The organism is Clostridium intestinale DSM 6191, from assembly GCF_900130055.1.
In the GTDB taxonomy this organism is placed as follows: domain Bacteria; phylum Bacillota; class Clostridia; order Clostridiales; family Clostridiaceae; genus Clostridium_T; species Clostridium_T intestinale.
The window spans coordinates 1-22,372 of sequence record NZ_FQXU01000023.1 but is presented as its reverse complement, the minus strand read 5'-3'; the positions used below and the strand labels follow the sequence as shown (position 1 = coordinate 22,372).

Genomic DNA, 22,372 nt, shown 5'->3' with positions numbered 1-22,372 from the left:
TATTTTTATAATATATATTTTAAAGCATATAAGAGTTCAAAGCAATGCAAATGAATTGCATTTACCAAAATTTAAGAGAATGTTAATTTGATTAACACAATGCAAAAGTCATTGACTATATAAGTAAATTCTAATATACTTATAATACTTTATGGCAAAATTTAAAAATTATTAATAGTATTTTTACATCAAGAATAATTTATAATTATGGAACAAATAATTTTAAATAGTATTATGCGTAGAAGGTGTTAGGATGGAAGGTATTGATAATAAATTACTGGATTTTTTAGTTAAAGAAAACTTAAGTGAAGACTTGTTTAAAGGTAATTTTGGAATAGAGAAAGAAAATGTTAGAGTATATAAAGATGGGCACTTAGCGTTAACTGCTCATCCAGCGGAGTTTGGAGATAAATTAGAAAATGCTTTTATTAAAACAGACTTTTCTGAAAGTCAGGTAGAGGTAGTAACACCTGCATGTAAAAGCTTAGAGGAAATGTATGACTTTTTGGAGAATCTCCAGAATATAGTTTCTAGTACATTAAAAGATGAATATCTATGGACTCAAAGCAATCCTCCTATATTACCAAGCGATGGTGAAATTCCAATAGCTTGTTATGGAGAGGCAGGTAAAGTTGAGAGAGAATATAGAGAGAAGTTAGCAGAGAAGTATGGTAGAAAGAAACAACTATTATCAGGAATACATTTTAACTTCTCCTTTGATGAGGATTTTTTAAGATATTTATATAGAGAATTTAGCAATAGTAAAGACTTTAAGGATTTTAAAAGCACTATATATTTAAGAACAGTAAAAAATTTCTTGAAATATAGATGGTTTCTAATATATCTTACTGGAGCGAGTCCAGTATTTCATAAAAGTTATATGGATAGTTGCGTAGAAATTAGTGAAAGTTTAGAAAATGAAACTGGCTATTCGGAAAACCTAGTATCCCTTAGAAATGGAATATGTGGATATAAAAATAAAGAAGATTTTCCTATTAATTATGATAGTTTAAGTGATTATATAGAAAGTATAAACGAATTAATTCGCTGTAATAAGATTGAAAATGCAAGTGAATTATATAGTCCTATTAGGGTTAAATCAATAGGCGGGAAGAATTCTTTAGAAATATTAAAAAGCGATGGAATAAAGTACGTAGAAGTCAGAATATTAGATTTAAATCCATTAAGTAAAAATGGAATATTTTTAGAGGATTTATATTTAATAAATATTTTCTTAATTTATATGTTGTTAAAGGAAGATAGCCAGTTTAATGAAAAAGAGCAGGAAATTTCTAATATAAATCATAATATAGTAGCAACATTAGGAAGAAAGTCAGATTTAAAAATATTAAATAGTAAGTCTGAAAAAGTACCTCTAAAGGATGAAGCTTTAAAAATTATATATGATATGGAGCTTTTAGTTAGAAAATTAGGAGTTAAAGAAGAATTTTTATTAAATATAATAGCTAATGCTAAGGAAAAAATATTAGATTCAAAGCAGACCTATTCTTATAAGGTTCTTCAAGGAATAAAAGAAAAATCATATGTAGACTTTCATATAGATAAAGCTAAAGAATATTTAGATGAAACGGATAAAAAGAGTTTTAATTTAATAGGATATGAAGATTTAGAATTATCAACTCAGATATTAATAAAGGATTCTATAAAAAGAGGTATAGAATTTAAAGTACTTGATAGAAAAGAGAATTTTATAAGTCTTAGCTTTAATGGAAAAACAGAGTACGTAAAGCAAGCTACTAAAACTTCTAAAGATTCTTATAGTACTGTTCTTGTTATGGAAAATAAAGTGGTTACTAAGGAAGTATTGAAAGAAAATGAAGTTAGAGTACCTAGTGGAGAAAATTATAATAGCGTAGAAGAAGCTATGAAGTTCTACGATAAGTTCGAGAATAAGAAGATAGTTATAAAACCTAAATCTACTAACTTTGGTATAGGTATATCTATATTTAAGGATGGATTTAATAAAGATGACTTTAGAAGAGCGCTAGAAATAGCATTTGATAATGATAATACGGTTTTAGTAGAAGAATTTATAGAAGGCAAAGAATATAGATTTTTAGTTATAGATGATGAAGTAGTAGGAATACTTCATAGAGTGCCAGCCAATGTATGTGGAAATGGAGTAAATAATATATCGGAACTAGTTAAGGAAAAGAATAAGGATAGTTTAAGAGGAAAGGGGTATAAAACACCTCTTGAAAAAATATCTCTAGGTGAAATAGAAGAGATGTTCTTAAAAGCTCAAGGTAAGGACTTTACTTATGTGCCAAACAAAGATGAGATTGTATATTTAAGAGAAAACTCTAATGTTAGTACTGGTGGGGACAGTATTGATTATACCGATAAGATAGATGAAAGCTATAAGGAAATGGCTATAAAAGCAGCTAAAGCAGTGGGTGCATCTATATGTGGAGTAGATATGATGATTACTAACATTAATGAGAAAATATCTAAAGATAACTATGGAATTATAGAGTTAAACTTTAACCCAGCTATACACATTCATTGTTATCCTTACAAGGGAAAGAATAGAAATGTAGGGGAAAAAGTTCTTAATTTACTATTCAGGGGCTAGATTTAAGAGGTGTGTTATATGGAAGAATTTCAAGTTAATATATTTAAAGCATTAGCCCATCCAATAAGAATAAAAATACTAAAGAAGCTGTATGAAGGTGAAGTGTGTGTTTGTGAGATTAATGAAGACATTGAATTTAGCCAGGCAAACCTATCGCAGCATCTTAAGATACTAAAGGATGCAAAAATAGTAGAGGCTGAAAAAAGAGGAATGTTTATCTATTATAAGATTAGAAATCCTAAAGTTATGGATCTAATTAAAGTTACTGAAGAGATTTATGAAAAAGAAAGTAGATAATCAGTAAGGCTGCATAGAAAAAAATATCTATGCAGTCTTTTCTTATATCAGCATATAACTTATTAACTAATAGCAGATAAAATATAAATAGAAAAAGTTATTAGTATCCATATAGTTAAGTTGATTCCAATTAAGATAAATGATAGTATAGTAATAATAAATGACTATGAGACTTAATTATATTGAGGAGGTTAAGGGATTTGAGATTTTTAGATAAATTACAGAGAAAATATGGTCGATACGCAATACATGGATTAATGAAATATATAGTAATTATAACTGCAGGGGTTCTATTTATTGAGTATATGATTCCAGCCGCTAATATATCGTCTAGATTGATGTTAAGCCGCGCATCAATATTAAATGGCGAGGTGTGGCGATTAATAACTTTCATATTCATACCAGAAGGAAATTCTTTTTGGACTTTGATAACTCTATATTTCTATTATATGATAGGGAACTCTTTAGAGTATGAATGGGGTGCATTTAAATTCAACATATATTATTTAGTTGGAATATTAGGAACTATAATAGCTACGTTTATAACTGGTGGAATAGGTGTTCCAACATATTTAAATATGTCATTGTTTTTTGCATTTGCATATATTTATCCTAACTTTGAAATATTAGTATTCTTTGTACTTCCAGTTAAGATGAAATATTTAGGATGGCTTAGTGGAGCTTTCTTGGGCTTTTCCTTTGCAACAGGAAGCTTAACAACAAAGATTGTGATTATAGTAGCCTTATTAAACTTCATTTTATTCTTTGGAAGAGATATATATGAATCCTTAGTTAATAGAAATAAAAAGGTTCATAGAAAATATAAAAATAATGTAATTGAAATGAAAAGAACAATGCATAGATGTACTATATGTGGAGTAACAGAAAGAACAAATCCTGATATGGAGTTTAGATATTGTAGCAAATGTGATGGTGAACATGAGTATTGTATGGATCACTTAAATGATCATGAGCATATTAAACACTAGTAGTTAATATAAGGTGTAACAAAAATATTTTGCTACACCTTTGTAAGTTGATAAGTGGATATATATGTTAAAAGGGAAACAGTTCTTTATTAATCTTTATCTGTAAGTCTTCGGATGCAGCAATTAATTCATATCCTCTTTTAGCAAAACTCTGAAGTCTATCTTTTATTGTATCATAACTAATTGCTATACAGACTAAATGAGTTGCCCTGCTCATGGCGACATATGACAGAGCGAGAGCTTTTTCTATTTCATCACCTAAGTTTTCAGTTTCAGTACTATCCGCGGTTAAATAATTAATTATCTTACTTATATCGCTTAAATCTTTATATCCATTATTATATTTTGTTTCTAGATACAAGGTAGCTGTATGTGTTTCACCTTTAACTCCATGTATCGTGTCATAATCAATAATAAAATCATTTGTAGTATTATTATTTGGCGTTGTTAATGCGATAAGGTTTAATACGTCGATATTTTTATAATTAATATGAGTATCTAATACTGTTTCATTTATCATCGGGGTTATTAAGTTTATTAGCTTTAGCAAAGAAAGTTTAATATCCTCCAATACCTCTTCTGGCTCATCAAATATGCTTGCACTCCAGGAGGTTATTTTGTTTTTAAACTCCATATAATCATCATTAAACCTGGTGTTTAATTCAGTTATAAGTTGAGTGCTGTTATAATTCAAATCAGTATTTCTTAATAATTTTAACATTAACTCTAATAAATCATTATATAGTGTCTGTGGGTATGGCGAAATTGAACAATTGTATAAAATCTTCTCTACAAAACTAATAGTTTTGCCACCTCTTTTTTTCGTGTAGCTGCTTTTATAACTTTTGATGGTTAATTCATCATTATTATTAGGGTTTTGTCCTATAGCTCCAACTGCTTTAAAAATCCTTTTTGTATTTTTATCTAGATTATACTTCTTTATTAAGCCACAAAAAATACATTCTATGTTTAAAATACATTTTTTATCAAAAATAATTATATGAGGTTTATACGAGTTTATCTTTGTATTACCAGTCAAATTACCTGATTTTATAACTCTTAAGTTCTCTAGAAAGCTACTTATCTGAGAGCCATACCTTTGTGTTGAATTTATTTCTTTAATATTTCTTGAGTTTAACGTCCATCCGCAAACCTCATCACCACCACCACTACCAATATTCTGGTTTAAATCACCAAAACGTTGAATTATACACCTAACATCTTGGAAAATTTCTTTTAATACACTCTCTTGATATTCTTTTGTATCTTGCATTTCATCTATGAATATTAACTTAAATCTTTCACAAAAATAGTTCTTTAACATAGGAAAGTTTTTTAAATATTCTTGAGCCAAACGAAAGGATTGCTTATGTGAGATTATGCCTTTGCTAAAGATATCTAATAACATCCTATTCACGGATTCTCTAACCTCATCGTAGTATGGAGTCAGAATTCTACTATTATCTATGTCTATACTTCCGTTATTTAAAAAGATATCACATCTTTTAAGTCCAGCTCGTAATTTTATATTAGTTTCTCTATCAATATTAGGAAACGATTTATGTATTAACTTTTCAAGTTCGTCTTTATACACATCTGTGTCAATGCATGATAGCTCCTTGCCTGTTATATTTTTATAAAAAGGAATTGTTAAGAATTTATTGATAAATGAATCAATTGTTCCAAAGAAATTTGGATAATTAAATAGTATATCACTACTATCTTTAAGTCTGTTTTTTATTTCATCTATAGCTACATTAGTATGAGTTAAAACACAAACACCTTGTCCATTGTCAAAAGGCATTTTTCTAGATAATATCACCAATTTAGCTAATAGCACTGTCGTCTTTCCACTCCCTGGGCACGCATTTACATCAAAAGATTCTATAAAATTAGCTATTACAGGTCTACGCTCGTTTTCATCAAAACTATCTCCGTTTCGCAGAAGAATTTTTTCCGCAAAAGCAATATCTTCATCTGTTATATTACTAAACATTTTCTTGCGTTTCCTCCTCAATGTTACTAGGTGACGTTACATGATAAATTGAATCTAATAAGTATTTTAAATATTTATCTTTTTTAATTATCTTAATATTTTTAGGCTTGCCTAGTGGTTTTAATATTTTTGATAGGTATTGAGCAGTTACTGCTTTTGATGCTTTATTTTTTAATAATGGCTTGAATATCTCATATGCAACTTCAAAATCATTTTTTCCTGAACTTTTCATACCATCAATTTCTTCTTTCGCAGCTTTTAAGTAATCATCGGTATTAATATTATTTATGCTTTCTTCATCCTTTTTTATATCAATAGCAATAAGTATAGCTGCACGTAAAACAGTCTTTAAACTGCTTAGCGCCAAATCATATTCTAATGTCCATGTGTTTGTAAATACGCAAATATCCATAAAGTTATATTTAGCTTGCTTTGAATTTTTAACAACATCTAAGTACAAATTATAATCGTTCTTTTCTTCAACATATATTTCTTTTTCCGCTGGTTTGAACCGTTCTATATTCAACTCTTCTTTAATTACTTTTATTGCATCGTCTTCATTTAGGTATAGCTTGCCATTTAACTTTTCTATATTTTTTATCATATATAACTTGTAATAATTGCTGTTACCGCTATTTTCTTCATCTAAGTAATATTCTTTGGGGCGTACATCGGTATCTGTAATAATTGACACTGGGATTTCTAATGTGTTTATTTTGTCATTTCTTATGAAAATATTACTGTAACGTAAAAAAGCAGTATTTCCAACATTAACAACTGATACCCCATATCTATGCAAAGGTCTATCTATTAATTCTGCTAAAGTAGGTATAAGTATATTTTCAGCATCTCCTTCAACCATTATAACCCCTTTAGCAAAAAATAAATTAGCTTTTGTTGCATCAAGAAATCTTTGTAAAAACTCATAATCACCTTCACTTAAATTGGTATACTCTTTACCTAAAGCAAAGGTTTTTCCTTTTCTACATAATATCAAGTTTTTCAAGTCAACTATTGATGCTAAAGTAATACTATGGGTTGTAAGAATAACTTGTTGACCAACATTCTGTAAATATTTAATTAATCTTAATTGAGCTTGGGGATGAAGATGAGCTTCTATCTCCTCAATAAGAGCCATTCCAAATTCTTGTTTGAATTTTTTAACATCTAGTAATAATAGTTCCATAGCTATATAAAGTTGGTTTAAAGTTCCTAAGCCAACCTTATTTTCATCAACGCTAAGCATTAATTTAGAAAGTATCTTAGCCAATTCACTATTTGCAATACTTACATTAGCTATATAGTTATTCTCATTTAATCCTATGAACTCTTTTAACGTTGAATTTAGAGTTTTTATTAACGTTCCCGCTGCTTGATGCTTTTCTTCATCCTCGCCTACATATTCATTCTTAAAATATTCTTCAATATTATAGTTTGCATCTTTTATATATGCTTCTAGTGGATGAACGTCCTCCGTTTTATCTTTCACAAAAAGAGGATGGCTCTTTAAGATTTGGGCAAATCTAGATTTGTAGCCAGGGCTAAGTTCATTTTCAGCATCCCTTAATGGTTTTAAATATGTTATCCTTAACAAATCATTTGCATTAAAATTTATATCAATTCCATCTAATCCAGCAGTTTTCTTTATAAATACTTTATTATCTTGTAATTTTGCAACAAGTTTTACTCTAAGCTCTGCTGTTTTTCCTTTATCAAAGTTAATCCACTCTAAAAACTTTCCACATTCGGTTTCGGATAAATCTTTAAAAATACATTCAATTTTCAGTTCTGAACTTCTACTCCCTTGATTACTAATATAAAAGTCATTCTCTTCCAATCTTACGCCATCATAACTTTGCGTTCCTAGTACATATTTAATTGCATCTACTATTGAAGTCTTGCCACTATCATTTTCTCCAACTATAAGATTTAGTCCGCTGTTAAAGTCTACTGACAAACTGGGTTGCTCAGATAGTGCATTAAAACCATACTTTCTGAAATTCCATAAATTGAGTCTAGATAGATACATATTATGCCTCCGCTCACTATTTTCTCATGAAACATGTCATTTTGTTAAGTTGATACACTTCAATAGATTACTCAATTTTCAGTATAGCTATGACATGTATTGTTGTTTCTTTTCATATTGTAACATCTTAGTAATTTAATTTCCACGATTTATATTAAAAGCAATAAATATATAAATTATAAATATTTATTGAAAATATTCCATTATTATTGAAGTTTTAAATATATATTATTTTAGTGAATATACAAAATCAAATAACTAATTATAGAGGAGTGCTAAGAGATGTCAAAGATTTTATATTGTGTAGATAAGAGGAATAAAGATGAAAATGTAATAGAAATAGGACAATAAAATGACATGAACTTATGTAAGACTATGAGAGGAAAGCTAGTAAATGTAGTAACAATAAGACTAGTAAGAGGCTCAAGTTTAATATATAAGAATAGAAAGATAGGCTCACCTTCGCATGCGGTTGATTTAGTCAAAAAAAAGACAAGGCTTTTTATTTTTTGCTGAAAGCCTTGTCTTTTCTTACTTGGTGCGGATAACAGGAGTCGAACCTGCACGGTTTCCCGCTAGAACCTAAATCTAATGGAGCTGAGAGGCGCTACTACAGTATAAAAGTGCATACTTAATTATCTAATTACTTAATTAGATAAACAGGTAATTAGATAATTAGATAATCAAACAAGTAGATAATTAGGTAAACAGGTAATTATCTATGTATATAAGAAATCCAAGAGACCACAGAGCAGAAGAGAGTGTCTCTCTAGCGATAAAATGAATATACTGTTTATATATTAATTTTAAGGAATTTTATAAATGGATATCGACTTTAGATACAGAACCAAACCTATTAAATATGTAGAGGGCTATATAATGAAGGGTGTAAATTATAGATGTAACTATACTAAGTTTGAAACCTTGTATAAGGCACCTGCAATAGGGACGGAGACTGTTGAGGTATATAATTTTGAACCTAAAAAAGAAGTAAGGGCATCTGTTATACTTCTTCATGGCTTAGGCAGTAGAAATATAAGATTTTTCTTATGGATGGGAAGTCATCTAGCATCAGCTGGAGTGCATTGTGCTATACCAGTTCTTCCAGGGAATTATACAAGGGTAGAGAGTGGCTCAGTTAGTGGCAGAAGCTTTTTATATCCTGATATTAATAGAATGTATAAGTTTTGGGAGCATGCGGTTGTAGATGTTAGATCAACTATAGATTTATTAGAACAAAAAGGAATCTGGAAACCTAATAATTTAATAATGGGATATTGTTTAGGGGGAATGCTGTCTTCCATAACAATGTCTATTGATAAAAGAATAAATAAAGGTATATTTATGACCACAGGTGGACATCTTCCTAAGATATTACATAGGTCGCCTACGGCGGCTTTTGTGAGAAGGCTGTTCAAAGCTGGTCTTAGGGAAGAATATTTTCTTCATGATAAGAAAAAACTTTATGAAACTTACAGGCAGCAACTTGGAAAAGTTAAGAACATGACTTTAGCTGAGCTATGTAAATCTAGTGAAATACATCCTTTATTCAAAATAGATCCTCTTTCCTATGCTCATTTTATAGATAAATCAAAGGTTACTTTTATTGATGCGTTATTAGATGAAACAATTCCGTTAGGAAGTAGAACTTCTTTATTTAGAGAGATGAGAGGTGGAGTAAGATATATATTACCGATGACCCATGGAAGTTGGCTACCCTTTGAAAGATTTTTAGCACAATATATATTATTTAAAGTAAATATAAATGACAAATCAAGTTTAAAACAGGTGTGTAAAAAACTCAATATAGATAGAGATTTGTTTTAATTGTTAGATTTAAACTAAGTTAGGAAAAAAATATTAAGATTCTTAACTTAGTTTTTTTTGTTAATTAAAATTTTATTAAATAAAACATTAACTTTCTCGAAAATTAAAGTATAATTAATTTAGAAGAATAATCCAGAGAAGTAAGGTGGGATGTAAAGGTGAATAAGAAAAAAATAACTCAGCTATTAATAGTAGCAGCTACCGTTTCTGCAAGTTCACATATTTTAGGTGAAGAAGCTAATGCAGTACAGCAAACAAATGATGTTTCGATACAATCTGTGGCTCAACTTAAAGGACAAGTTGTAAACGTAAGTAGTAATCTAAGAATAAGAAAGGCTGCTGATATTAACTCTGAAGTTATTGGTTATCTAGTAAATGGACAAGAGTTTGATATTAAAGGAAAATCAGGTGACTGGTATAATATAGATGCAAAAGGTGTAGTTGGATATGTATATAAGGATTATGTTAAAGAAGCTGGTGCTACCACAGTAACTAATCCACCAAGTGGAAATGAAAATACATCATCAAAAGGACAAGTTATTAACGTCAGTAGTGCTTTAAATATAAGAGGCGGAGCTAGTACTTCAGCGCAAATAATAGGAGCTTTAAAAAATGGACAAGAGCTTAATCTCAAAGGTAAATCAGGAGATTGGTATAGTATAGATATAAATGGAACAATAGGTTATGTGTACAAGGACTATGTAAAAGAAGTCTCAGGATCAAACACGCCCGAGATTCCAACTAATCCAACAAGTCCAATCAAAAGCAAGGGACAAGTTATTAATGTGAGTTCAAGTTTAAGAATAAGAAAAGAAGCAAACACCTCTTCCGCGATAGTGGGGTATTTAATTAATGGACAATCAATTAGTATAAAAGGTCAGAGCGGAGATTGGTATAGTATAGATGCAAATGGTGTTTCTGGATATGCACATAAGGATTATATAAAACTTGTAGATGATTCTACACCTACTACACCTACGAACCCGCCTGAAACTGTAGAGGAGATAGGGATAGTTGTTAATGTAAGTACTAATTTGAGGCTTAGAGATAAACCTACTTCAGATTATACTAGTGCAGTTGTAGGTTATTTATTACCTGGGGACTCCTTTAAGATATTAGGAACTTCTGGAGATTGGGTTAATATAAATTATAATGGTAAAGTTGGATATGTGCTCAAGGACTATGTTAAAAAAGTAGAGGCGTCAAATGAAGAGGATATATCTAAAACATATACTGCTATTTTAAATATATTAAAAGCTCAAATAGGAGCACCTTATGTATATGGAGGAGCAGGAGAACTTTTAACAACATCGTTTTTAAATGAGATAAAAGTAAGATTTCCAGCTGCAGCTCAAAGTGGAGAATATAATTTAGCTCAGCAGTACGTAGATAAAGGCTATAGGTCTTTTGACTGTTCAGGATTTTTATATTGGGGATTTAAACAAGCAGGAATAAATATAGGTAGAACTACTTATGATCAGATAAATAATGGGGTAGAGGTTTCAAAAGAAAATGTAAAATTAGGAGACTTTCTATTCTATTCAGATATAGGACATGTAGGTATGTATATAGGAAACAATCAATGGATTGAATCTTCTAATTCCAAAAGCTACGTTAAAATTGCAGATGTACCTTGGAGTAAAATAGGAAGAATAAGAAGAATTTTAAATTAAAAATAGGTGTAGTTTACTAAATTTAAGTAAACTACACCTTATTACTCATACTAAAAGCAGGGAAATCCCTGCTTTACATCTTTTTAATCATTTTTTCTAAAATAGTAGTAGAGTTTTTAACTCCAATTGGAACAAATTTTTCAAAATCCATATGAGCGCCGTTGTTAGCATTATCTGAAATGGAACGTATAACTACAAATGGAATACTATTTAAATAACAAGTATGTGCTATACTGCCACCTTCCATTTCACAAGCAAAAGCTTCAAATTCAGAAGATAACCATTGAATCTTTTCTATATTTGCAACAAACTGATCACCAGTAACTATTCTTCCTAAAAATGTTTTAATATCTTTAGCTTCATCGCAAGCTTCTAAAGCAATTTTAACTAACTTCTCATCACATTTAAAATCAAAAGTATCAAGTCTAGGAATTTGACCGTGTTTATCTCCAAAAGCTGTAGTATCCATATCATGCTCTACTAGATTGTTAGCTATTACTACATCTCCTGGGTAAATATCTTTACCTATTCCTCCAGCAACCCCAACATTGATTACTTTATCTACTTTATATTCACTAGCTAATATTTGAGTACAAATAGCTGCATTAACCTTACCAACGCCACAGACTACTGCGATAACTTCTTTTCCCCATAAACTCCCTTTATTGAAAGTCATTTTAGCTTTTTCCTCTGTTGATTGAACATGCATATCCTTTAGAAGAATTTCTAGTTCCTCATTCATCGCGGCAATTATTCCTATAATCATTTAATTTCCTCCCAGAAAATATTACTCTTATACATTATAACCTTAGGAATTATTTTACTCAATAAAAGTACGTATTGTTTTATTATAAAATATAAACTAAAATGATAGAGTGATTCAATTAATTATGTAATTGTAACTTTCATATATAAAGGAGAAATGCCATATGTTGCAACATTCATTATCTAGAACAGAGCTTTTAATAGGCTCAGAGGGACTAGAAAAATTAAAAAATTCTAAAGTAATTGTATTTGGAATAGGTGGAGTTGGAAGTTATACTGTAGAATCATTAGCTAGAGCAGGAGTAGGTACCCTTGTTTTAATTGATGATGATACTATTTGTCTTACTAATTTAAACAGACAAGTGCATGCAACTTATAGTACTATAAGTAAGTCAAAAGTTGAAGTTATGAAAGAAAGAGTTCTTTCTATAAACAGAAAATGTAATGTTATAACTTATGAAACATTTGTTACTGAAGAGAATATTCCAGAATTTATTTCAGAAGATACTGACTATGTAGTAGATGCTATAGATACTGTATCTGCAAAAATTGCACTTGCAGTGTATTGCCAAGATAAAAATATAAAAATAATGAGTTCTATGGGAACTGGTAATAAACTTGACCCATCTCAGTTTAAAGTTACAGATATATATAAGACAAGAGTATGTCCTTTAGCTAAAGTTATGAGATATGAGCTTAGAAAAAGAGGAGTTAAGTCATTAAAAGTTGTATATTCTGAGGAGATTCCTATAAAGCCAAAATCAGAAGATGTAGTAACCTGTAAAACAGGGTGTGTATGTACAGGTGGTACTAAAAAATGTACCATAAGACGTCAAATACCAGGCAGTATTAGCTTCGTTCCACCAGTTGCAGGAATGATTATAGCTTCACAAGTAGTTAAAGATATTTTAAATATATAAAAAGTATCCACAGAAAACAGTTGATAAGTAATGAAAAATTGTGGATAAGCATGTTTATAAAAATATATACTGTGGATAACTATAATAAAAGAGTCCTATCTTAGGACTCTTTTATTATACAAAATATATATCAATGATTGTGGATTCATTAGGAAATAAAGGCCTCAAAAGTTTTTCAATAGAGCTTTTTGCGTTAGTTTCAGCACTGGAGTAAAGCTCATCTTCCACCATTTTATCTTTCATTAGTTTTTTTACCTCTTTAGAAATAGAAATAGTCTGTTCTGGGGATAACTTTATATCTCCAAATCTTAATAAACCATTAGTAGTTGTTTCATAAACAGTTTTTTCTTCATATATGGTTACATCTTCAACGATAGGTTTTGGTAATGTTATAGAAATTGAATTTTGAGATTTATCAATTTTTATGTTCCCTTTATCTATATTTGAAAAATCTAATGAATAACTACCTTTCCCGTAAAAAGTTATTCCTTTGACTTTTTTAAACACTTCCCACTCTCCCCAGCTATCATTTAGCAAAATTCTTTCTTTTAGGTCTGCTTCTAGGGAGATTAATTTTTGGGTTTCGTGTATTTTGTCAATAATGCTTTCTTGAGAGATAAATTTAGTATTTTCTGTTGAATCAGGTGAAACCCATTGTTCGACTTTATCTGCAGGTTTGTTGAATAATTTGTAACAAGTATAAAAACCTATAGAAACAAAAAATACTGCTAAAATAGAGAGAAAAACAACCTTTCTTTTAAATTTCCTCATAAAACCCCCCAATCAGATTAAATTCTTATTCTGCCATCCAGCCTTCATTTAAAAACTCATATAAAGCAGGATATACATTTAAAGAACTCATCAAATTTAAATACTCACTCATTAAATCGTAATTTTCATCTGAGGTTTTTAAAGCCCTTATCATTAAGTTCTTAGGAGTTTCTAAAGGTGATATATACTCAACTACAGAAACATCATACCCCTTAGCTTCTAACATCATACTTCTCATTCCATCAGTTAAAACATCTGCAAGCCTTGCTTTTAAGATGCCGTGTTTAGTAATTCCTTCAAAAGGTTCGTAATTATATTGAGAAAGCATTTGTCTATGGCAGCAAGGAACAGCTATAATACAATCACTCTCAAGTTTAATTCCTAGAGCTAGAGCCATATCTGTAGCTGTATCGCAAGCATGTAAAGACATAACGACATTTATTTTTTCCTTAGGTTTATACATTTTTATATCTATAGCATGGAACTCCATATTTCTATAACCAAGATTTTTAGCCATTTCTTTAGAAGAATTAATAACGCCCTCAGATATATCAAGCCCTATAAACTTACACTTTCTTCTCTTTATTTCAGTTAAATAATAGTTTAAAACAAAGGTTAAATAAGACTTTCCACATCCACAATCTAATATTGTAATAACTTTATTTTTAGGAAGTGAATCCAAAACGCCCTCTAAAAGTTCTACATAATGGTCTATTTGATTGTATTTACGTATCTTATTATTTTTAATTTTCCCGTCTTTACTCATTATGCCGATTTCTTTTAACAATGCATCCGCTTTTCCGACCTTTATGTAGTAGTCTCTGTTTAAAAGAGTAGAAGTCTCTTGCGAATGGTTAGCTGGAGAAGTTTCTTTTGTTTCATTAGAAGAAATTATTGTAGAATCCTCTGGCACTTCTTTGTTCTGCATTTTTACATTTTTATTATCTCCAGTGATTAAAATGTCGGTTCCACGCTCTCTATATAGAATAGAAACCTCGTCATAATTTTCAGCTTCTTTAGTTACTCTGTTCCAAAGTTCAGATAGAGTGTAGTTTTCTGTCTTCCCATTAAAATTATATGAGATATTTTCCTCATTATAACTACCTACTCCCTTAAATTCTTTTAAACCAGATTTATAAACAACATGTATATCTTTAAATATAGAACTGTTTTCGCTAAATCTATTCTCAAGTCCTATTAAGAATAATTTTATTTTACCGATGTTCTGTTTATTCATAAAATCACTACCTTCCATAATAATTAATATAAAACAATATTAAGATTATAATGCTTTAAGTGTAAATAGTAAATTATTAAGTGAAGAGGAGTTCTATTTGTGATATAATTATGAAATGTTAAGTATGCACAAATATACGCTAATCTAGGAGATGGACTTATGGCAAGTAAGTTTGGAGTGAGCATTGAGCCTATAGGTAAAAGTGACTTTGAGTACTCTATTAAAGATTATTTAAAACTAAATATAGGTAAAATAAACGTAATAAACTTAGATCGTGAGAACAAGAGCTGTTCTTTAAGACTTAAGTTTTTTAAGAGTGAAAAAAAAGAACTTTTAAGAGATTCACTTATAAACATAGCTAGTTATTTTTTTGAAAAAGAAAAATTCTATAAGATTAACTTATATGTAAGTGAAGACATGCCTATAAACAGTTTGTTATTAGTAGGTTTTGAGTTAGAGGGAGTATTAAGTGATAGCCTAATTGTGTCTGGTGCTCATAAAAGTGAACTTATTTTTGGCCTTAATATGTATGATTACAGAATTAAAAATAGGAAACCTTCTGTTATAGAGCTAAAAGGGAGCAATATTGAAGTTAAAAATCTTACTCCTGATAATGCTCAAGAAATGTTAGATTATTATATAAGGAACTTTAATCATTTAAAAGAATTTGAGCCTCAAAAAGATAGAAGTTTTTATACCTATGAGGTACAATATTCTATTTTAATGGAAAGCTATAAACAGCTTATTGATGGCACAGGGATAGACTTAGGAATATTTAAAGATAAGAAGATTATAGGAAAAATAAGAATATCAAACATAGTTTATGGAGTTTTTAGAAATGCATTTATAGGATATTCTATTGATGAAAATGAACAGGGAAAGGGATATATGAAGGAAGCTGTTAAGCTTGTACTTAAATATGCTTTTAGTGAATTAGAACTCCATAGAATAGAAGCTACTGCTATGGTTGAAAATACTAAGTCTCAAAGAGTTCTTAGAAGCTGTGGTTTTAAGGAACTTGGAATAAGCGAAAAATATTTATTTATAAATGGTGAATGGAAAGATCACGTAGTTTTTTATAACGTTAATAGTGAATATTCCTGCTAACTAAGGAGGAAAATAAGAGTGCAGTTCAATGTGTATGGTGAGATATTAAAAAAAGTAGATAGAAAAGGAATTTGGGATATGATTGTTATAGATGGTGTAGTAGGATCAGGAAAAAGCACTCTGATGAATATTTTAGAAGAGCTAGGGTATACAGCATTTAAAGAACCTGTTGTAAATAATCCAATACTAGAGAAGTTTTATTATGATAGAAAGAAGTATGCTTTTGCACTTCAAGTATTCTTTTTAAATAATAGATTCAAGTATATAAAGGAAGCAGCAGAATTAGAGAATTCTGTGATGGACAGAAGTATATATGGAGATGCTATTTTTGCAAAGTTATTAGAGATAACTGGAGATATGACATCAGAAGAATTTGATGTTTATAGAGAACTTTTAGAAAATATATTAGAACACGTTAAAGCACCGAAGCTTATGGTTTATTTAGAAATATCAGTAGACCAAGCTATTAATAGGATAAGAAAAAGAGGACGAGACTACGAACAGGTAGTTGAAAGAGATTATTGGGAAACCCTTAATAAGGAGTATACTGAATATTTTAATGCTTATGATATATCACCAGTATTAAAAATAAACGTAGATTCTTTGGATTTTGAAAATAATCTTGAAGATAGAAAATATGTCTTAAAATTAATAGATGAAAAATTAAAAGAACTTCAATAATAAAGAGGAAATTGCAAACTATTTTGTGATTTCCTCTTTATTATTGAGCCACTATAGTTTGTGAATAAAAGCATAAAAACACAAAAGCATAAAAACACTGGAACATAAAAGCATAAAAACACTGGAACACAGGAACATAAGAACACTGAAACACAAAAATATAGAAACAGCGGAACATAAGAACATAGGAACGCAAAAACATAGGAGCATAGGAGTGCAGAAGATTTTGGAGAGAAAATAACAATAAAACAATATATTTTTATTGAATAACAATAAAAATATATTGTAATTTACTTAATGAGGATATATAATGCTCATATAGGGGGTGAACATGTGAAGAAGAAAATTCTTTTAATAACTCCAGAGAACAAGGAGATAAATAAATTTAGGAGAAAGCAGTTTAATAATTTTATTCAAATTACTATGCCTTATTTAGCTGCTTTTATAGATGAAAGTAAATATAAAATAACACTAATTGATGAATATAATCAAAAAATTCCTTATAATGAGAGCTTTGATTTAGTTGCAATAACAGTAAATACCTCCAATGCTAGTCACTGTTACAATATATCGAAAGTTTTTAGAGAGAAAGGTTCCAAGATAGTTATGGGCGGACCTCATTCTACACTGCTTCCAGAGGAAGTTAAAAAGAATTGTGATTATATAATGATAGGTGAGGGAGAACTTATATGGCCTGAATTTTTAGAGGATTTTTATAATGGGAAAGCTAAAAAAGAATATATTTGCAAAGAAGTTCCTAACCTAAACAACATTCCAATAGCTAGAAGAGACTTAATTTATGGTAGGCATTTCACAAAAGGAGCAGTGATATCTTCTAGAGGATGTCCTTATAAATGTAGTTATTGTAATTTAAAGCAAATATATTGTGAGCCATATAGAACTAGACCTGTTGAAGAGGTTATAGAAGAAATAAAAAAAATAAAAAGTAGATATTTTGTGTTTTGGGATGATAATTTTTGGGGAGATACTGACTACTCAAAAATACTTTTAAAGGAATTAAAAAAACTAAATAAAAGATGGGCAGCTCAAGTGACTTTAGAAAGGTGTAAAGATGAAGAATTACTTAAATTAGCTAAGGAAGCTGGATGTGTTTATCTTTTTGTAGGAATTGAATCTTTTTCTAAAGAGAGTTTAATGAGTGTTAATAAAGGAATAAATAATGTTGATAAGTACAAAAGTATAATAGATAAGGTACATTCTAATGGTATCTGTATTCAAGCGGGAATAATTTTTGGTTTTGATACAGATAGAAAGGATGTGTTTAAAAGAACTCTAGATGCCTGCAATAAACTAGGAATAGATGGAGTAACAGTTAGTATATTAACTCCTCTACCTAAAACTCCTATATACGAGCAGCTAAAGGAGGAGGGTAGATTACTTAGTGAGGATTGGAGTTACTATAACGGAAAAACTAGAGTAGCTTTTATACCTAAAAATATGCACCCTGAAGAACTTTTTGATGGGTATATGTGGTTTAGAAAAGAGTTTTACTCATTTAAATCTATATTTAAGAGATTAAAGAAGTCAAGAACAAATATTTTTTACAATTTAGCCATGAACTTAGGATATAAAATAAGTCTTGGAGATACAAAAACTAGTTTAAATATACGAGGTGAATTTATATGAAATACTATGGAAAAAAATCATTATCTCAAGCATTAAAAATTATGTTAGATATTTTATTAGTAGGAGGGGCTTTATATTTTTTTCAAGCATTAAAACAAGCCTTTAAATTAAAAGGAGAAATAACTAATTTAGAAAGCTTTGGAGTATTTTTGTTACTTATAATTGGTTGTTTTTGTGTGTTTATTATAGTTTTTAATATAAGATCTATAATGGATAGTTTAGTTAAAGAAAATCCATTTACAAGAGGAAATGTTAAAGCTTTAAAAAGAATGTCTATATGTTGCATTACAGTAGCTACATGCTATATTATAAATCTCATAATAAATTTTTCTAGCGGACAATATAAACTTATTTATATAGATAACACAGGAATCCATACAGATATGGAGTTTTTAATATTTATTTTTGCTGGATTATTTATATATGTTTTATCAAAGGTATTTGAAAATGCAATAGAATTTAAAGAGGAAAATGATTATACAGTGTAAGAGAAAGGGGCGCAAATATGCCTATAATAGTAAATTTAGATGTTATGATGGCTAAAAGAAAGATGTCTTTAAATGAATTAGCAGAGCGAGTAGGAATTACTAATGCTAATCTATCGATATTAAAAAATAATAAGGCTAAGGCTATTAGATTTTCAACCTTAGAGGCTATATGCAAGGAGCTGAAGTGTCAGCCAGGAGATATTTTAGAGTTTGTAGAGGAGGAATAATGTGTGGGTTAATGTAATTCCATCAAAGGGAAATGATATCTTGTGTAAAAAATTAGATAATGCTTTTGGATTTATAAAGTTTGAATGTGAAAATGACAATGGTATAGAAAAAATCATTAAACTTATTGTAAAAGAAGACTATGATGTAAGACTTAAGTTTAAATCTAATAAGCTTAATAATGAGGAATTGTTTTATTTTATAGAAATAAAGAATGAAGAGGGACTTTTTAATATACTTACAGAGGATAAGTTTTTAATGCTTTCCTATGGAGAAAGTTCTAATCTTATGAGAGCAGTAGAGGCTATGATAGATTTAGATATAGGATATTCTTCTTATAATATATTAGAAACCTTTGTGAATCTGCCTCAGAACTCTCAGTGGTTTAAATATATAGTTAGCAGGAAAAAACGAAATAAAAGAATGGTAGAAAAAGCTGCAAGTAGTAATTCTATGATAATCATATACTCCTTAGTATTAACAATATTATTTGATTTTCTCGTAGGACAAGTAGCCTCTGATTTAAGACCATTAGGGATAAATATTGCTATCTTCAATATATTATTTCTGACTTGTTTTTTTATAAATAATAAAAATAAAATAAAGAAAAGTATCCTAGGTTTGGGTTTTCTTATCTTAAGTCTTGTTACTTCATTTTACTTTGGGATATATAATGTAGCTTTTATAAAATGGATAAACGTACTCCTTCTACCTATCATAAATATTCTCTTAGCAAATGCTCTAGTTAATGATTTTAGTATATCTTTTAGGTCTTTAGGAGCATTTTTATCTGAAACGATACTTACTCCATTTATATTCATTAAAATTAGTTTTGGAAAATTAAAAAATACTATAAAAGTCAATAAAAAGGAAGGAACACATAGGGAGAGTATTAATGCAGTAATAGTGGGATTTTTAATCTTTATACCTCTAGCAATTATATTGATAAGCCTACTTTCTCAATCAGATTTATATTTCAGTCAGTTTATTTCCTCAATTTTTTCAAGTTTAAAACAATTATTTAACTTTAAAAATATAGGGCTAGAACAATGGATATTACGAATGTTATTAATGATTTGGATGTTTTTATATAGTGTGGCGGTTTTCCTTGGCACTAGTGATTATAAAGCCTCGCCTAGAGTAAGTATCAAAAAAACTATATCGCCACTAATAATTATAAGTTTTCTTATATCATTATTAGGGTTATATACTATCTATACATTAATACAAATTCCTAATTTATATATAAATAAAAATTCAATAGGAGTTTTATACTCACAATATGCAAGAGAAGGCTTTATGCAGTTAGTTGTTGTAGTGATAATAAACTTTATAATTATAGCTATATGCAGCTTTCTTACAAGAGATGTTGTCTATAAATATAGAAACATCTTAAAAATACAATACACATATTTAATCTTATTAACTTCAAATATGATTATTTCATCTAACTATAAAATGAATATGTATATAGATAAATATGGCTTTACAAGATTAAGATTTTCTGTAAAAGTTGTTTTAGCCTTCCTAGGAATAGTATTTCTTCTATATATAATTAATATATGGAGAAAGATTGCATTTAAACAGGCATTGATTATAACATTGTTCGTGTTTTGTGCTTTTATAAATATAATAAACGTAGATGGGTATATAGCTAAACAAAATCTAGAACAATATAAGGTAACAAAAACAATAGACATAGGATATATCACAGAAGAGTTGTCCATAGATTCATTAGTAGAGATAAAGAAGGTAAAAGATGAGACTGCATATTCTGAATTAAAAGAGAGCTTTGAACAGGCTTTAAGAAAAAGATATAAAAATGAGGACTTTAGAGAGTTTAATATTAACAAATATAGATTGGAGAAAGTAGAATAAGGAGAAGTCTATATGTCTAAGAAGCTTGGAGTGGGAATATTACTAAGTTTATTAATATTATTATTAATTGATATACCAATACTTATAAAGGGATCTGTAGGTTTGGGACTATGTGTAATATTTATTGTCTGGATATCAATTGAATATAAATCTATAGGTAAATTCGAGTTTTTAAAAACAAGTTTATGGTTTTTTACTTTTATATTTTCATTTAGTTTGATAATCGGGATAGTAAAATATATAGATGAAAAAAATTTTTATAAAAGAACAATAGGAATAGATATACCTAAATACTCCTCAATACTAAAAGAAAATGATACTCATGGAGGATTCAATGGGGATGGGGAGTATTTCTCTATAATAGAAATTAGTGATTCAAATAAAGATGAGTTTATTAATGATATAAAGCAGAACAGTAGATGGGATGCTTTACCTATAAGTGATGAGGAAAAAAGAAAAATCTATTTTGGAGGTGAAGAGTATATATATGGAGAGTATCTAGGTAAAATTCCTAGAGATATCAAAAATGGATCTTATTATTTTAGAGATAGGGCTGCAGAAGAATATCCAGATGATAGTATGAATATGGCAGCTCATAATTTTGATTTTGGAGTTATGGATTATGATAAAAATATTCTTTATATATATATTTTAGATACTTAAATAATATTAAATACTAGAGAAATGCTAGTTTAGTGATACAATCTTATGAACACTATTCCTAGTGTATCAATAATAAAAAAACAAAGAAAATAAAAGGAATTATTAGATAAATAAGAATAATTTAATATAACTAGGAATATAGAGAAATATTATGTATTGTAGAGGTGGTAAGATAAAACACGTCGCAAGAACAACAAAACATTTCAGATAAAAAATTAATCAACAAAAATTGATTAAAAAGAAATGAAAAAACTTGTTGACAGAAAAAAGTGTATATGATAAGATAACACTTGTCGCTGAGAGAGATTAGCGAAAAAGAAAAAATGGTCTTTGAAAATTAAACAGAGGAAACTTAAGAAGTTTTGAATAAACTTATTTTATAGTCAACGTAATTCTTAGAGTAAGATTAAACTAAAATTTGTGCACATTAGTGTGACACTTAAATTGAGAGTTTGATCCTGGCTCAGGACGAACGCTGGCGGCGTGCTTAACACATGCAAGTCGAGCGAGGAAATTGCTTCGGTAATTTTCTAGCGGCGGACGGGTGAGTAACACGTGGGCAACCTGCCTGATAGAGGGGGAT

At 29.1% G+C, this 22,372-nt stretch carries 18 protein-coding genes and 1 rRNA gene; 14 read left to right on the top strand and 5 right to left on the bottom strand.

Translation table 11 applies throughout. The features are described 5' to 3' along the window. Window positions 1-253: 253 nt before the first annotated feature. From gshAB to BUA92_RS21875, 3 genes are all read left to right on the top strand, one after another. Complete coding sequence (gshAB, locus tag BUA92_RS21885; protein ID WP_073022764.1) at window positions 254-2,596, top strand: bifunctional glutamate--cysteine ligase GshA/glutathione synthetase GshB; 2,343 nt, start codon at window positions 254-256, stop codon at window positions 2,594-2,596. Between the two features lie 18 nt (window positions 2,597-2,614). Beyond that, window positions 2,615-2,893: an ArsR/SmtB family transcription factor gene (locus BUA92_RS21880; protein WP_073022763.1), complete on the top strand. Its 279-nt coding sequence runs from the start codon at window positions 2,615-2,617 to the stop codon at window positions 2,891-2,893. Window positions 2,894-3,093: 200 nt separating this feature from the next. Beyond that, window positions 3,094-3,882 (top strand): rhomboid family intramembrane serine protease, encoded by a 789-nt coding sequence (locus tag BUA92_RS21875; protein ID WP_083553629.1) that lies wholly within the window; start codon window positions 3,094-3,096, stop codon window positions 3,880-3,882. 67 nt (window positions 3,883-3,949) lie between these two features. Here the strand turns inward: BUA92_RS21875 and BUA92_RS21870 are convergent, their stop codons facing one another. Both BUA92_RS21870 and BUA92_RS21865 read right to left on the bottom strand, forming a co-directional pair. Further along, complete coding sequence (locus tag BUA92_RS21870; protein WP_073022762.1) at window positions 3,950-5,878, bottom strand: UvrD-helicase domain-containing protein; 1,929 nt, start codon at window positions 5,876-5,878, stop codon at window positions 3,950-3,952. Further along, the gene (locus BUA92_RS21865) at window positions 5,871-7,907 is read right to left on the bottom strand and encodes an ATP-dependent nuclease (protein ID WP_073022761.1); all 2,037 of its coding nucleotides are present in this window, start codon (window positions 7,905-7,907) and stop codon (window positions 5,871-5,873) included. The genes BUA92_RS21870 and BUA92_RS21865 overlap by 8 nt, the downstream gene beginning before the upstream one ends. Before the next feature lie 879 nt (window positions 7,908-8,786). Between BUA92_RS21865 and BUA92_RS21860 the strand changes: the two genes are divergently transcribed. Next, the gene (locus BUA92_RS21860) at window positions 8,787-9,734 is read left to right on the top strand and encodes an alpha/beta hydrolase (protein WP_242950234.1); all 948 of its coding nucleotides are present in this window, start codon (window positions 8,787-8,789) and stop codon (window positions 9,732-9,734) included. A gap of 158 nt (window positions 9,735-9,892) precedes the next feature. After that, window positions 9,893-11,407, top strand: coding sequence for a C40 family peptidase (locus BUA92_RS21855; RefSeq protein ID WP_073022759.1), 1,515 nt, complete (start codon window positions 9,893-9,895; stop codon window positions 11,405-11,407). A gap of 73 nt (window positions 11,408-11,480) precedes the next feature. Here the strand turns inward: BUA92_RS21855 and BUA92_RS21850 are convergent, their stop codons facing one another. After that, complete coding sequence (locus tag BUA92_RS21850) at window positions 11,481-12,173, bottom strand: 5'-methylthioadenosine/adenosylhomocysteine nucleosidase (protein ID WP_073022758.1); 693 nt, start codon at window positions 12,171-12,173, stop codon at window positions 11,481-11,483. A gap of 163 nt (window positions 12,174-12,336) precedes the next feature. On the opposite strand from BUA92_RS21850, the gene BUA92_RS21845 reads away from it, so the two are divergent. Next, window positions 12,337-13,092: a tRNA threonylcarbamoyladenosine dehydratase gene (locus BUA92_RS21845; protein WP_073022757.1), complete on the top strand. Its 756-nt coding sequence runs from the start codon at window positions 12,337-12,339 to the stop codon at window positions 13,090-13,092. A gap of 114 nt (window positions 13,093-13,206) precedes the next feature. On the opposite strand, the gene BUA92_RS21840 is transcribed toward BUA92_RS21845, so the two are convergent. Then, window positions 13,207-13,863 (bottom strand): DUF4230 domain-containing protein, encoded by a 657-nt coding sequence (locus tag BUA92_RS21840; protein ID WP_073022756.1) that lies wholly within the window; start codon window positions 13,861-13,863, stop codon window positions 13,207-13,209. Between the two features lie 25 nt (window positions 13,864-13,888). After that, on the bottom strand, window positions 13,889-15,100 hold the full coding sequence (locus BUA92_RS21835) for a class I SAM-dependent methyltransferase (RefSeq protein ID WP_073022755.1): 1,212 nt from the start codon (window positions 15,098-15,100) through the stop codon (window positions 13,889-13,891). A 159-nt stretch (window positions 15,101-15,259) separates the two neighbouring features. On the opposite strand from BUA92_RS21835, the gene BUA92_RS21830 reads away from it, so the two are divergent. The 8 genes from BUA92_RS21830 to BUA92_RS21795 all read left to right on the top strand — a co-directional run. Continuing rightward, the gene (locus BUA92_RS21830; protein ID WP_073022754.1) at window positions 15,260-16,207 is read left to right on the top strand and encodes a GNAT family N-acetyltransferase; all 948 of its coding nucleotides are present in this window, start codon (window positions 15,260-15,262) and stop codon (window positions 16,205-16,207) included. 78 nt (window positions 16,208-16,285) lie between these two features. Beyond that, on the top strand, window positions 16,286-16,888 hold the full coding sequence (locus tag BUA92_RS21825; RefSeq protein ID WP_083553630.1) for a deoxynucleoside kinase: 603 nt from the start codon (window positions 16,286-16,288) through the stop codon (window positions 16,886-16,888). Between the two features lie 333 nt (window positions 16,889-17,221). Further along, complete coding sequence (locus tag BUA92_RS21820; RefSeq protein ID WP_242950232.1) at window positions 17,222-18,535, top strand: B12-binding domain-containing radical SAM protein; 1,314 nt, start codon at window positions 17,222-17,224, stop codon at window positions 18,533-18,535. Beyond that, window positions 18,532-19,023 (top strand): DUF2975 domain-containing protein, encoded by a 492-nt coding sequence (locus tag BUA92_RS21815; protein WP_073022751.1) that lies wholly within the window; start codon window positions 18,532-18,534, stop codon window positions 19,021-19,023. Before BUA92_RS21820 ends, BUA92_RS21815 begins: the two co-directional genes overlap by 4 nt. Before the next feature lie 17 nt (window positions 19,024-19,040). After that, window positions 19,041-19,250 carry a helix-turn-helix domain-containing protein gene (locus BUA92_RS21810; protein WP_021803858.1) on the top strand — a complete coding sequence of 70 codons (210 nt, stop codon included), beginning with the start codon at window positions 19,041-19,043 and terminating at the stop codon, window positions 19,248-19,250. Window position 19,251: 1 nt separating this feature from the next. Next, entirely contained in the window at window positions 19,252-21,126 is a 1,875-nt protein-coding gene (locus BUA92_RS21805) for a DUF4153 domain-containing protein (protein ID WP_073022750.1), read from the top strand. A gap of 12 nt (window positions 21,127-21,138) precedes the next feature. Further along, window positions 21,139-21,789 carry a hypothetical protein gene (locus BUA92_RS21800; protein ID WP_073022749.1) on the top strand — a complete coding sequence of 217 codons (651 nt, stop codon included), beginning with the start codon at window positions 21,139-21,141 and terminating at the stop codon, window positions 21,787-21,789. A 440-nt stretch (window positions 21,790-22,229) separates the two neighbouring features. Continuing rightward, a 16S ribosomal RNA gene (locus tag BUA92_RS21795) occupies window positions 22,230-22,372 on the top strand; the annotation flags it as partial.